Below are 14,710 nucleotides of genomic sequence, written 5' to 3'. Positions count from 1 at the left end.
CAGTCAATTTTGTGAGAAAAAAGGAGCCATAAAAAAAACGACTTTGCCATTTGTACAAAGCCGTTTTTCGCCTATTATCGTATGTATTAACCTTGAAATCCTTCCGTGTAAATTGGGAAGATTGGGGTCAGTCCCCCGGTTCGTTAAAGCTTTAGATACCAGGGGACTGCTAGGCGCCTATGAAAATAGTTTATATATTCAAGTAGTGCAAAAATATCTCTTAAAATAAGCAATATGAAATCTCGGCAATCGAAACAATTTTGGAAACCATATTCCTTTCTAGTATAAAAATGTTTTTTTGAACTACTCTGGTCGTTCATCCAGGTTGTAATACCAAATAAGCGGACCAAGGTAACCGAACTTACCGACCGCCTCCTCCATTAACTGGTGTGCCTCTTCATATGCGGAGGCAGGTAAAATATCCAATTCATGATACCCCATATTTCCATAGTTATAGACAAGCAGAAACCCATCTGTCTCCCAAAGCTCAATTCGAAACACATGCCAATGGTTCGTCACTTTCAATTGAATCCCTGTGACGAATGTTTTCTCCCCCAGCCGTTGATATGCAAATTCCGCTGTCCCTCCTTTATAAGACCTCCCCTCCTCAAATACAAGTGGGTAACCTTTCGTATAAAGGTGTTCCATCCCTTCCAAGGTTTCGAGATTTGTCTCCCTTTTTGTGGCCACAATCACAGGAGACAGCCTATCTACTCCTATTTCATGGTATTCGATAGTACCACTGTCATCCCATTGAATATGGAGACCCGCATCCTGAAGCACATTCGCCCACCTTCCGAGATCTGCGGAATTTTTCAATTGTTCACAAGAGAGATACAATCCATCCTCCGTTAACAAACGATGGACTATTTCTAAATAACGACTGTCACCATATGTTAGATTCTCCTTCAAGTACGCTAGAAGTGACCAATAGTTTGAAATCATGATCGGCCCCATGATTTCATGAAAGGTCCGTGCAGAAATGATTAAATCAAAAGAATTCAGGGAAAAGTGCTTAGATACCTCCATAAAATCCATTTGGTAAAAACTCACCTTGTTCAGTCCTTGCATTATTGCCAACTCCCGAGCACATCGAATCCCATATCCACACAGGTCGATCCCTACAATCTCGGCATCTGGGAACATGGTGGCGTACCTGCAAGACAGCAACCCATTATCACAGCCAATTTCCAAAATCCGTTTCGGCTTTAAATAAGTTTGCTGACTGACCCAGTTGAGCAAGGACTGATGGAAATTCATCGTCCATGATTCTACTGCCAAACTGAATGGCAGTGTTCGGTTTTTCACTTCATAAATATTCCCTTTTAGTTTGCGATCCATAATGGGTTGGAGTTCCTTAGCCAAAAAGGGATCTACCTCGGTTACATGCTTCCAGAAGTCCTCTTTGGTTTGGCATTCCTTGATACCCAGTGACTTAAAATAGGCAGAGAAACTTTGTGATTTTAATTTGGTATTTGCAAACATAGTATTATCTCCAGTTTAGGCGTATTTATTTTGCTTAACAGGACCAAAACCTACTAGTAAGTGCTATTATCTGGTACTAATTATAGCATAAAAAAAGCTTTACTCCTTAGTGAAGTAAAGAAAAAAGTGTTTAGCGATTAAATGAATTTTTCTAAGGCCTTTGGAGGTTAAACAAATATTGTTAATCCGAAAGGCTAAACGCTAGCAGAAGCCTTGAGAAGAATTTACTCACGAATGAGAGAGGAATAATGGTAATAATTCAGCACTAACTTACTTCATCACCTTGTCACTAGAAAGTGCATGTTTAAACTGTTCGATTAGGACAGGAACGATTTCAAATGCATCGCCAACAATTCCATAATGACAGTTCTGAAAAATAGGAGCTTCTTTGTCCTTATTAATGGCAATGATTAAACCAGAATTTTTCATTCCCACAATATGTTGAATCGCGCCAGAAATCCCGATCGCAAAATAAATCTTTGGCGTTACCGTCACACCGGTTTGCCCTACTTGATGGGGGTGGTCAATCCAACCCGCTTCCACCACATCCCTGCTCGCACCAACAGCTCCTCCAAGCGTTTCAGCCAAATGGTATATTAACTGAAATCCCTCGTAGCTGCCTAAGCCTTTTCCGCCAGCCACAACGATGTCCGCTTCGTCGATTCTGACCTTCTTAACCGTTTCCTTTACAATTTCCAAAACTTTTGTCCGGATATCTTCTTCCTTTAATGAGACGGTTTCTTCGACGACCTTGCCTATTCTCCCCACCTCTGGGGGCAGCGCCTTCATGACTTTGGCGCGTACGGTCGCCATTTGCGGCCTGTATTTTTTACATAAAATGGTCGCCATAATATTTCCGCCAAACGCCGGCCTACTCGCAAGGAGTAACCCCGTTTCCTCTTCTACATCCAGCTCCGTCGTATCCGCCGTCAACCCTGTCGGCAAATCGGTGGCCACTGCGCTTGCCAGGTCTTTTCCTGTTGAGGTGGCCCCGTAGAGAATAATTTCCGGTTTATATTTATCACTGCACTCTAACAGCGCCTTCATGTAGGTTTCAGTCCGGTAATGCTTAAAGAGAGGTTGATCATAGACATACACGGTATCTGCTCCATATTCAAACACGGTCTTTGTTAAAGGTTTAACATGTTCCCCGATAAGAATACCCGCTAGTTCCACACCTCGTTTATCAGCTAATTTCCTACCAGCACCTAATAATTCAAGGGATACAGAGGCAACCTCTCCATTCTTTTGTTCAATAAAGACCCAAACACCTTTGTAATCGTTAAAATCCAATTACATTCCCTCCTTACTTTCAAACAGCTCCTTCTTTTCAAGCAGGATCTGAAGCAATTGCTCTACTTGTGCCGTTGGGTTGCCTTCAAGGAATGTTCCCCCTGCCGGTTTTTGCGGAGCCCATACTTTGGAAACAATTGTTGGTGATCCCTTTAAACCAAGCTGCTTGATATCTACATCTTCAAGGTCATCAACAGACCAGATATGTGGTTTGTATCTGGCAGCTTTGAGCATGTTCGGCATCGGGGAATATGGCACGTCATTAATAGTTTTTTCAACGGAAAATAAACACGGCAAGGTGGATTGGACGACTTCATATCCATCCTCCAGCTTGCGATGTACAACGGCATATCCTTCTTCTTGATTGATATCCACGACTTTGTTCACAGAAGTGAGTGGTGGTATATCGAGCCTTCTAGCTATTCCGGGTCCGACTTGCCCGGTATCTCCATCGATGGACATTTTTCCGCAAATGATCAAATCGACGGGTCTGGTTTTTGCAATTTTTTCAATCGCCTTTGTCACGGCATAGCTCGTTGCCAATGTATCGGCACCCGCAAACCGGCGATCCGTAATTAAATACCCCTCATCCGCGCCTATTTCAATACATTTCTTTATAGCGGACACCGCTGGAGGTGGACCCATCGTGACAACCGATACCGTCCCACCATATCGTTGTTTTAAACGAACGGCCTCTTCAACTGCATGAGCATCATACGGATTCAAAATCGCAGGCGCTGTCCTCCGGTCCATCGTGTTAGTTTTTGGATTCATCTTAATAATTTTAGTGTCAGGCACTTGCTTGATACAGGCTACAATATGAAACATTAAACCCCTCCCATCTAACTTAAAAAGCCCATGGTTTCTTTATTACCGCCATACGAAACTTTCCAGATGTTTTACAACTAAAAGGCTTGTTACACCCATCTATATCTACTTTATTATGGGAGATGTCCTTACATGCGAGTTTTCTGACAAAAAACCCACGAATTAATCGGTGCCTGACTCCCACCGCGCTAGTCGAAAAATGACAAAATACTGAAAATTAAAAGAAAAAAGTGCCAGGCACCACCCAACATTCGTAATTAGCGGTGTTCAGTGGGCTCAAGCTGTATAAAATCCAACTGTTTCATTCGGTTTATGACAGATAATACTTCATTGATTCTTGGTAATTCAAGCCATCTTTCGAAACCAGGAAAAAAGGAAGAAAATACACAATCCACTCCTTCTCTCTCCATATCTTCGAGAGCTTTTTTAATCTTTTCCTGAAGAAAGATGTGGTGATCCTGATTACTTATTGCAATTTTTCGAAGTAAAAAGGCAATAGCTGCAAGCTGGGCATGTGATGTAATATTGTAAAGCCCTCTGATATCAATTTGTTCATCACCTATCACCATGTATCCCATGGGTGAAACGATCAGCTTTTCTGTACCACTGCCCTGTGGATAGCTCGAAAAGTGGTCTGTGGTTATGTTTCTATCTATCTCCCATTTTGTATGGGCGATAGGTTCACGTGGTTTGTCGTGTTTACATAAATCTTTTGCTTCCTGGGTTACGTTTTTCGGCACAAAATTGTCCATCAGGATGATTTGATCAGCAACGGATAAAAATTCACCGCTACCGCCAATCACAAGAACGGAAGATACCCCAACAGCCTCATAAAGCTCCCTGACCCGTTCCGTAAAAGGTGTAATAGGTTCATGCTTGATTAATGAACGCATTTTGCTGTCTTGAATCATAAAATTCGTCGCACTTCTGTCTTCATCAATTAAAAGTAGCTTACAGCCGAAGTTGATTGCCTCCATAATATTGGCAGCTTGAGAAGTGGAACCTGAGGCGAAGTCAGTCGAAAACTGTTCAGCCGAACTATTGGGTACCCATTTTATGAAAGGCGTAATATTGATATTTTTTATGGAACGGCCTTCCTCTGCAGCTATTTCCATTGCACTTTGATCTGTGATCACAAATTCTCTTCCGTCACCCATGATGTGATTGTAAATCCCCGAATTGAGTGCATCCAGCATTGTACTTTTACCCGAATAACCACCGCCGGTAATTACCGTAACACCCTGTTTTATTCCCATTCCTCGCAAACCACCAATTTCAACTTCAACATCTTCCGGAGATGTAAAAGGCAAGGCACCCTCAAGTGGCCCGCTGTTGTCTTTATTTCTTGGCAAAATGCTGCCATTCCCTATAAAGGCACAATAACCACTGGATTTCAGCCATTCGCGAATCATAGTTTGGTTTTTTACCAATTCATAGGCTGCTTTTAATTTGTTGAGATCAAACTTGGCTATAAACTTCTCCACTTCTTTTGGAAGCATTTTGCAGAGCATGCGCATCGCTTTATTATTATTCTTAAATGGAAGTTGAACGGTAATCATTAAGCATATATACCATTTTTCCGAGATGACTTCGACATAGGATGCATTACGTTGCAACACCGCATTGGTTGGATGAAAACAATAAAAAGCACCATTTTCTTTATCAGTACGTGAGCGGTTATAAATCGATTTATTTAATACCTCCATATGATCAACCCATTCTCTTAATGCAAAATCCGGGAGAACAACTTGACCCATCTGTTCATCTAAGCAGAGACGATCAAAAGGTATTTTTATGGTGATACATGGTTTATCCAGTGTGAGTTTATGTGTCGGTTCAATGTAATAGGCAACATCATTATTCCAATAGATTGGATCTTCATAAATCATACCGTAAGAGGACTGTCCGGATTGTAACGAGCGAAAATATTGAGCGAGTCTTTTAATAAAGCATCATCCTTTCATATTTGCAAAGCTGTGAATAACGGGAAACGATATCTCAAGAAGGGGGCCCTTTATCCTTTGGAACAAGGTAACGACGAAACGGGTCGACCCCTACTCTCCAGGAATAAGCCTGCTCAAACATAAACCGGCATTGTTTGATATTTTCCGCGAAAAATGAATATATTCTCACGTAATCCAAGTTCAATTCATATTCCCCCTAATAAAGTTCAGATCAATTTTTCTGACAAAGGATTAAATCCTACCCAATATCAAAAATCCACTATTGTTGCCTTGACCAACCTTTTGTCCAAAAAAAATGACAGCCACTCCATAAGTGGCTGTCATAGATCGGCAAGAAGGCATAAACGTTCCCTTCTCCTTCTGCCTAAATATAAAAAGCCCTGAGAGTAAATCCTACCCTCAGAGCCTAATGTATTTATATAAAAAATAACTAAAAAGCAATATGAGGATTAGACGTATAATTTTTTGCTATCATGATCCTCACCTCATTACGATTTATTTTTACTGCAACAAAATCTTAACATTCATTTAACCATTTGACAAGAGGTGCATCGTGTCCTTTTTTTGACTGATTACAGCCGCGAGAATGTACCCTCTCTGCCATGTTTTTACCAGCAGTTGCCACGAAATTTACCACTTGCTGTCAAAGTACTTTACAATGGAAAACGGCAACAATTTTAAAGTAAAAAAGCCTAAATCCTGCTTATTTTTACTGAAGATTTAGGCTTTTGGTCTTCCGCAATCACTCTGATTGTGGAATATTATATTCTATTGAATAGTATCTTTGTACTGTGTAGTAAATAGGCTTATTATTACTTTGTGTTGTTTCTCCACATTAACCCCCGATCGATTGTTTACAAAGTTCAAACAGATATCTATAACGGAGAAATTATTTTATAGCTTCTTTAAACATGTCTGATCTTTCTTTTTCTGAATATAATGGGAAATGCTTCATATGATAAAAACTTGGTTCAATCTCATCAGAATATAACATGGTAAACAAATCACTTTGGGTTTGAAGTTCAAATGCTACTGAATTTACATCAAGTTGATAACATTGATTGTAAGAAGAATGTGTACCTTTTGGAAAGCTGGTTTTATATTCATTATTGTAAATTGGTTGAAAATAACGTATTAATGCCGCTTCAGTAAATGTTATCTCTTGATCAGGATTAATGCGTGTAGTAAGAAGATTAAAAAGATGTTCTTCTGTTTCAGCATCCCCAAGGCTTGAATTATTTTCAAAACCTTTTCCTCCTGCTGAAATTAAATAGGGTTCAAATTCCATTAAAATAAGCCATATCTCATTGTTTGGACTATTATACATAGTATCACTATATATTTTCTGTAGTGTCGAGTGGTTTATTAATCTATCTGAAGCTAACCTTTCACCATTTTCACCAAACGCTTGTCCAATATATAAAACCTTAAGATTAAGCGAATTATGATAGGTGTTATTCATTTTCAGAAGTTGATTGTAAAAAAATGATACCTTTCCTCCAGAAACTATTTCTCCATCTTTATTTTTCAAATCTAGATCTGTATAGGGATACTGACTTACAATATCTGTTACCCCAAGGTTATTTGCAACATTAATTATTATTTCTTCAATATGTTCATTATTTGTTATCTTAAAACACAAACTGACTTTTTCAGAGTCAATTGACGTTTTGTTAATATCGATGGATATTCTGGGTCTTTGACAGACCATATAAATATGGCACTGCTCATGAATTAATTTATTTTTAATCTCATCAATATTAAAATCCACTTGTTGTATCATTCTTTTAAAAATTGGTCTCATCGCAATTGCACTTTCTATCTTGTATTTAGGTCTGACCATATTTAAACCCTCCATTATTTTTATCTCCTGAATTTATAAACCTTTCAAGAATATTAATTATGCAATTTCATATCGTAAGTAAGTATTTTTTTTAATTCTCTATATTTTAACATAATTTTCTAATAGTTAAGCTAAATCCTCATCAATCTGGCCGATTTTTTGAAAACTACCACCGATAAATTAAACTTCTATACTTTAGAGTACATTCTTTCATGAAGGAAATTATTTATTGCGCAGTATTTAGTCTACTACGTAAAACAAGAGTTAATCTGGACCGTTTGCAGAAGACTTTTCTTATTGAAAGTCAATCAATTTTTTATAACATTTTGATTCTCAAAACTATGGTTTTATATCTTTTATCACCAGATGGATTGCAGCGGTAAACAGTCTGTCATTCTCTGGTACATTCTTTGTCATTCGGTGGTAAAAACTATGTCAGAGGTGGTACATTTCAATGGCCGTAATCATCTTTGTAATAATAAATAGACCTTGTTGTATTTATCTTTATTATTGAACATTATTTTCAATTTAATAAAAATCAACAATGTTTACGAAAAAAGCAAAAAAAAATCCTCAAAATCTTTAATAGATTTGAGGATTTTTATTCATTCCATTCAGTATCAGTGTCAACAACATCTTTAGATTTTGATCCTCGTCCCCTGGAAACATCTGAATAGCGCCCATCCGGAATCTTTCATGGAAATCATTTCGAAAATACCTCATCCCTTCCGCATGCTCTTCATGAGTAGGTGTTAGGATGTAAGCCTCTTGGACTGCATTATTCCCTGTTTCCCGATGAAGGATGCCATCCCGATATTTGTGCATTTCCCCAAGAGCCGTCCCGAGATAATTGGGTACTCTGTATTTCGGGTCGAAGACAATAATTCCTCCGTTTCCCTCCAGTACGATATCGGGAATCATTTTCTGCGTATAAGTATGGAAGGTCTTTGAGTTATATTGATAGGATCTTTGATAATAGAGTGATATGGCTCCCTTCAACTTAATTCGACTTTCATTATTTTCAGCTAAATTTAGAAAAATTCCTTCTCTAGTTGTTCGAAACAATCCGCTCGTATCTAACACAAAATCGGTCTCTCTAAGAATTTTGACAATCTTCATGAAACACCACATTTCATATAATTGAAAGGTGTCCTTAAATGATATTGGATAGTCAAAGCCAATACCCTCTTGATTATGCTTATGAAGTCGGTCAAACCATTGATACCATAGGCGGTAGACAGGATGTTTCCGAAACTTTTGTGTAATCGTATACGGACCGGTATTTGCGCTAATTTCTTTGATAAACGGGCTGTTCAACCATCGCTGGACAACCGCCTTATACTTCCTAGCTTTACGAGCCATCGCCTCATATTCAACAGCCTCATATTTCCGAAGAAGTCGGTACAAATCTTGTAGTTGCTGCTTTAACACTTGATTTTCATATAGATTTCTCGTTTCAAGTGTCTTAACATTTTGTACATTACTTGGAATATCAGTACCATAGCCTTTAAAATCTAGCCAGCGTAAGGTTACGTGTTCGGTGTGCTGCACTTTCTCTCTTTTCATGGTCATTGAAAATTTTTCTAAACGCTGAATGGGCTGTTTTTCAATCCGTGAAAAAATTTGTTTTAATTGATAGAAGGATTGATCAATATAACTCCATTGTGTCCAGCTGATATCACGGTTTCTCCCTGAAGCAGCAACATCCATCTCTAAGCCGCTTAACTTAAAGCAACTATTTGCCTCCTCCAAAATTTCTTCCAGCATCGAATTGAACTGTTCTTCCGTCAACTTGCGTTCATCTGGGTAAATAAATGTTTCATGGTTTTGACCATTGATGATGATCTTTACTAAGCCGGACTGAAACGGTGTAATTAACGTAGCAAACCAACAACTTTGTTCCCGATAAAAAGGCAAGGGAATATTCTGAAACCGTACATCAACATGAGTCCCTTTATAGCGGAGCTTATATTCCGTGGCTTCCGTCAGATAGGCTTCCAAAAAAGGTATCCATCCTTGCTGGACATCCCATAATTCCAGAATATTATCTCCAGAATTGTGTTGCCCCATAGTATTCCAGCTCCTCTTTCATCCGTCTTACATGCTGAAGAGAAATCGAGGAAGACTGTAAATTTCCTGTCAGCCATTGTTCTATCTTTTCCAGCATTTCCGTAATCCGCTCATCTCCACGAACTTTTGTTAACACCTTTTCAGAGATCACCCGATCTAGCGCATCGATTGGATCCATCTGATGCTCTTCAGGAAGCTGATGATTGGCATATAATTTTTGCAACATTTCGCCCATCGAGCGATAGCCAAAATGAAGGTTATAGTTGGATAAGGTTCGATGCAATGCCTTTAGCAGCAGAAATTCTTTTGTAAGCGCTGCTCTTACCTCTTGATCTACTTGTTCCCAATAGGAATCAAAATCAACGTCGGATAGGGTCATAACAAAGGCACGATCAAGGACTTTATCAGAAATGGAATGAGTGGTTTCATCCACATTAATGGTTCCCAAAACATAGACATTCGGTGGAATTAATAGTTTCTTAGGAATATCCGTAATCTGATCATCTTGATGTAAAGGAATTTCTTTACGCGATTCAACAGCACTTAAATAATCACTTAAATAATACTCCACCCGGGCCAAGTTCATTTCATCCAATAAAATAAAATGCGGTTTTTCTCGCTCTTTTAACGCATTCAATAGGACATTCAGGAATTCTGTTTTTACATAGCGCTTTTCAAATGAACTATAGTACCCGAATAGTGCAGTAGCATCGGTCCAGTCCGGGCGTACCGGAATAATCGTGAAATATGGATTTTCACTCTCATATTCTAGTCCATAAACTGCATTTGCATATAACCGGCACAGTTGTGTTTTGCCAGTTCCCGAAATTCCACTTAACAGGACAAAATGTTTATCATCCAATGCTGTAAGATTTAGATGTAAATCACGAATAATTTCATTAGAAAAAGTAAATTGACTATTGGAAATGGTGTTGATGATCTCATGATAGGTGAAATTTGGCTCCAAGCCTACGGCAGATTCTGTCCCTTCGTCATCCCCGGTTGGTGTTACAGAATCATCAGATGGCAGCTCCAATTTTTTACTTGCATGGGCAAATAACAAAGCTGAATCAATAAAATGTTTCTTAACACTCTCAGCACCTTCAACAAATGACTGTGTTTCATTATTGTAGGTTCCGACACAATACCTTGTACCATTCACATGAAAATGATGTTCTTTTAACAATCGCATGGCACCATTCATTACTGACTGGTTGTCCTGACTGTGGGTGGCAAATACTTTGGTAATCCACCATTCTATATTGCCATTTCCAATAATTTCTCTTGCACTGGTAAAAATATGGTTGTGACCCTCAAGTTGAACGATAATGGTTTGAAATGGAGAATTCTTATCATGATATTCAAGGTAGCTAATAAATCCTTTTGTGAGCATTTGTTCCCCATCATGAATAGTAAAGGCCTGGCGTTTCCCACTTGTTTTGTAATCTTCTAAAGCAGAAATTTCAACGGCATACTCACGACCTAACAAACGGGTTTCATTTATGTTTCGCGACGCTCCTAAGAGCAATAAGGCATCGTACGCTTTTTTTGAAAGATCAATATCTTCATTATAAAAATCGCGGAATGAAGCTAACTTGTCCCAAACTTTAACAAGTTCTTTTAATATGTCTTCTTCATCTACCTGCCCCTCTAATGGCAGACTCGTTCCAATTTGGAACCAAGGGCGTTTCCTAGGCTTAACACACCCTTTAACAAACGAAATCATTTCATCTTTTGCTACAGTAGTTTTTTCCTTCCATCCTGTAAAAATCGAATAAGTTGGTGGTATTGCCTCCAAAACATTATGGACTTGATTATTTCTTACCCATGCCCAAAATGGAATGAAATTTAACTCTATATGAAATAGAATCATTTTGTTGATCCCATCGAATTCTAGTGTCAATAAATTGTATTCATTGTCATCCACTTTACGGTTTAGTTTAATAAAATATTTACGGCCAATGTCAGAGTCCTTTTTCTTCTCTGCATACGTTGGATTCCTTGCATCACTGTAAGTGGTAGATAGTGTCGAATCATAACTTTTGATGATATACTCATTTCCAAGGGATATCTCAATTTTGTCAATCAATCGTTGAAATAACGGTTTGATCGCCGGAGATACTTCATCAAGTACATTACGACACCGAATTTCAGTGTTGTCTTCATTAAATAGTGTTTGATAATATGTAAGATTTAACATGACGTCACCTGCTTTATAATGTAATGTATCACCCTTAAATCGATAAATTAATCTTCCTTGATTTATTCTTGGATAGATCCTTTGCTACTATTGGATTCCGTAATTCTTTGCTCTCCGTTCAAAGTGATAATGAAGACGATATTCACAAATTTCCATAGTCCAATTGAAAAGAATTTCCTCATCTTCTTCGGCAATATCAAAGTTTAACACTAACCTATCATTTTCATATGAGATTAATCCCTTTGAGCTGCCACTCCATTTTGTCATTGGCATTGTGGCGATCAATTTGCTGACACCCTTTTCATCATAATCCCATAGTTTTTTAGCACCCTTTTCGGAAAAATCAATCATTTTCCGGTGCTCTTTTTCCATTAGGTATTGATGAAAGAATGGTGCAGCTTCTTTTGATGTAATTGGTTTATTCCAATTGGATTTCCCTCGATTTAACATGGCCAATAAAACGACCATCTTATAACTCTTTTCCATACCAGTTCTTTCAACTTCAACAAGCCATTTTTCGTATTGATTATATATAACTAATTCCTGATCACTTAATTCCTCAGCCCACTTTAGAAATCCGAAAAAGGAATGAAATTCCTGTTTGTATTGCGGGGAGTCTGAAGCTCCCTTTAAATGCAATTCCAAATAAGCAGGTCTCCTGCCAAGCTCCCGTTTTAAATCCACATAGTCATTAAATAGCTTTTCTCTTCTTGGCTGCCTTTTCCGGGACATTTCATGGAGGAGATTAATAGCATTTACATCTAAATTCATGTCACAGAATTCTGGCAGGACAGGTTGAATATTTCTGACTTTCCCTTCGTTTGGTTGTGTATCAAATAAACTGAGCTTAATGTCAGCATTTCGATAATTTCCGATTAAATCCACAATCACACATGATTCTTTACCTGGATGTAAACGAAGACCACGACCAATTTGTTGAGTAAATACAGTTAATGATTCTGTCGGGCGGACAAACAATAATGTGTCGACTGCAGGAATATCAACACCCTCGTTAAAAAGATCAACCATAAAAATGATATCCAGTTCTCCTTTTGCTAATTGTGAAATCGCCTTTTTTCTACTAACACCAGTCTGCTGCGAATGTAAACTAATAGTATGATATCCATGATTATTAAAAAATTGAGATAGAAAGTTTGCTTGTTTGATTGAAGAACAAAACCCTAATGTCCTTGTTTGTTTATTATTTTCCATGCAGCAAGAACCTTAGAAGCTAAATCTTCTCTTAATTGAGCTTGAAGTAATTCCTCTTCATCATAGCGATTTCCTAACCAGGTAATCTGGCTATAATCTGTATCATCATAAACACCAAAGTATTTAAATGGGGCTAACCATTTCCGATTAATAGCTTCTAAGAAATCAAGTCTAAAAGCAACGTTACCATCACAAATAGCATATACATCCTTGTTATCATTACGATCCGGTGTTGCCGTGATCCCCAGAAGGAAGCGAGGTTTGAAATAATCAAGTGCTCGTTGATATGAATCAGCTGCAGCATGATGAAATTCATCAATGATGATTAAATTAAATTCATCCGGTTGAAAATGCTCAAGGTGCTTCTTCATACTTAGTGTATAAATCGAAGCAAAGATTGCATCAGCATGCTTTTCTTTCGTTTTTCCGTTGTATATTCCATATTGCTTTTCAGGCATGATTCTTTTAAAAGAGTCTCTAGCCTGTATGAGAATTTCTTCACGATGGGCAATAAAGAGAATCCTTTTAAAGTTTTGGGCAAAGAACCCTGCCAAATAAGTCTTACCCAAACCAGTAGCCATGACAACAAGCGCCTTGTTATACTCTTCTTCAAGTGTTTTACTTAACTCTTCAAGCGCTTCTATTTGAGCAAATCTCGGCTGTATTTCCCCATATGATTCAGACGGTTCAAATATAACCTCTGACTGGACTGGAATCACTTTCTTCGTCGGTAGCATTAAATCTAGTTCTTCAAGCTCGGTCCATTTCTGTGTTAGATTTGGATATTTCCTTTGAAATTTATTAAAATTATCTTTGTATTCTTCTAGAGTTTCTTTATTTAATGGAACCGTTTGGTCGTCGTAAAATAAGTTCAGAAATTCTAATTGTGCTTCCTCAAAAACTTCTATTTCATCCCTGACCGCTAGATTCCATTCAATCCCTTGATTTAGTGCTGACTTTGATAAATTAGACGATCCAACAAACAAGTAGTCATGCTCACTTGATTGAAACATATAGGCCTTTGGATGAAAGGAAACACCATTACTTTTCCAAATCCTTGTTTTTATTCGTTCGTCAATGGAAAGAAGTTCATCAAGTGCTTCGGACTGGGTTATATATAAATAATCTCCGGTGCAAATCTTAATATCTTCCCCATTTACCGCAGCCCTTTTTAAGCCCTCTTTTAAAAATTGGACTCCAGATTTCATAATAAATGAGGTTAAAATACAAATAGTCGAAGCCTCTTCTAGCTTTTCAATTAAATGATTTCCTAGATCCCCTGTTATCAGTTGAATCTTACTCATCCTCAACCTCAATTAAAAAGATTTTTTCCTTAAAGCCACCACGCTTTTCAGCCTTCTTTTGGCGGACCTCTTCAACGGTTTCAATTGTTGCACCGTGACATTCAGCTAGAGCATGGATTATTTCTAACAAGTCTGCTAACTCTTCAATTGCATCTTTATCATTTTCAGCTTGTACATACTCTTCTAATTCTTCGAAACTTTTATTTTTAAGTTCTTTTATGTATTCTTCATTGCTTAAAATTCTTTTGCTAAACGTTTTACCAGTGCTCTCTATTACTACGGGAATACGGTCCCGGACGAGTTTGTTGTAAATAGGCATTTTCAGATACCTCCCATATAGTTATATCCCTATTATAACAATTGGAAATCTAGATTTGTAAACATAATGGTTTCGTGCTGAATGTAGTAAATTCGCTGCCAAATCAACTAATTATTTTGTTGTATCGTTTATTTCGGGAATCTCAGTTGTTTCTACTTTGTTTATACAGTTCTATCCTGACACAATTCGAAA

At 37.9% G+C, this 14,710-nt stretch carries 8 protein-coding genes and 1 pseudogene; all 9 read right to left on the bottom strand.

Features of this window, described 5'->3' with window-relative positions; all coding sequences use genetic code 11:
• Nucleotides 1–303: 303 nt before the first annotated feature.
• Nucleotides 304–1,485, bottom strand: coding sequence for a class I SAM-dependent methyltransferase (locus ACFVSW_RS10265; RefSeq protein WP_387315401.1), 1,182 nt, complete (start codon nucleotides 1,483–1,485; stop codon nucleotides 304–306).
• Nucleotides 1,486–1,755: 270 nt separating this feature from the next.
• On the bottom strand, nucleotides 1,756–2,778 hold the full coding sequence (locus ACFVSW_RS10260; protein WP_387315398.1) for an electron transfer flavoprotein subunit alpha/FixB family protein: 1,023 nt from the start codon (nucleotides 2,776–2,778) through the stop codon (nucleotides 1,756–1,758).
• On the bottom strand, nucleotides 2,779–3,606 hold the full coding sequence (locus ACFVSW_RS10255) for an electron transfer flavoprotein subunit beta/FixA family protein (RefSeq protein WP_387315396.1): 828 nt from the start codon (nucleotides 3,604–3,606) through the stop codon (nucleotides 2,779–2,781).
• A gap of 257 nt (nucleotides 3,607–3,863) precedes the next feature.
• On the bottom strand, nucleotides 3,864–5,495 hold the full coding sequence (locus ACFVSW_RS10250) for a P-loop domain-containing protein (RefSeq protein WP_387315392.1): 1,632 nt from the start codon (nucleotides 5,493–5,495) through the stop codon (nucleotides 3,864–3,866).
• A gap of 964 nt (nucleotides 5,496–6,459) precedes the next feature.
• Nucleotides 6,460–7,428 carry a hypothetical protein gene (locus tag ACFVSW_RS10245; protein ID WP_387315389.1) on the bottom strand — a complete coding sequence of 323 codons (969 nt, stop codon included), beginning with the start codon at nucleotides 7,426–7,428 and terminating at the stop codon, nucleotides 6,460–6,462.
• Between the two features lie 567 nt (nucleotides 7,429–7,995).
• Entirely contained in the window at nucleotides 7,996–9,483 is a 1,488-nt protein-coding gene (locus ACFVSW_RS10240; protein WP_387315387.1) for a DUF2357 domain-containing protein, read from the bottom strand.
• The gene (locus ACFVSW_RS10235) at nucleotides 9,458–11,683 is read right to left on the bottom strand and encodes an McrB family protein (protein ID WP_387315385.1); all 2,226 of its coding nucleotides are present in this window, start codon (nucleotides 11,681–11,683) and stop codon (nucleotides 9,458–9,460) included. Before ACFVSW_RS10235 ends, ACFVSW_RS10240 begins: the two co-directional genes overlap by 26 nt.
• Before the next feature lie 87 nt (nucleotides 11,684–11,770).
• Nucleotides 11,771–14,199: pseudogene (locus ACFVSW_RS10230) on the bottom strand (DEAD/DEAH box helicase family protein).
• Entirely contained in the window at nucleotides 14,192–14,518 is a 327-nt protein-coding gene (locus ACFVSW_RS10225; RefSeq protein ID WP_387315383.1) for a phosphoribosyl-ATP pyrophosphohydrolase, read from the bottom strand. Before ACFVSW_RS10225 ends, ACFVSW_RS10230 begins: the two are co-directional and overlap by 8 nt.
• Between the last annotated feature and the right edge of the window lie 192 nt (nucleotides 14,519–14,710).

The organism is Neobacillus sp. NPDC058068, assembly GCF_042885335.1.
In the GTDB taxonomy this organism is placed as follows: Bacteria; Bacillota; Bacilli; order Bacillales; family Cytobacillaceae; genus Neobacillus.
The sequence above is the reverse complement of the archived record's forward strand: the minus strand, read 5'-3'. Positions and strand labels throughout refer to the sequence as shown.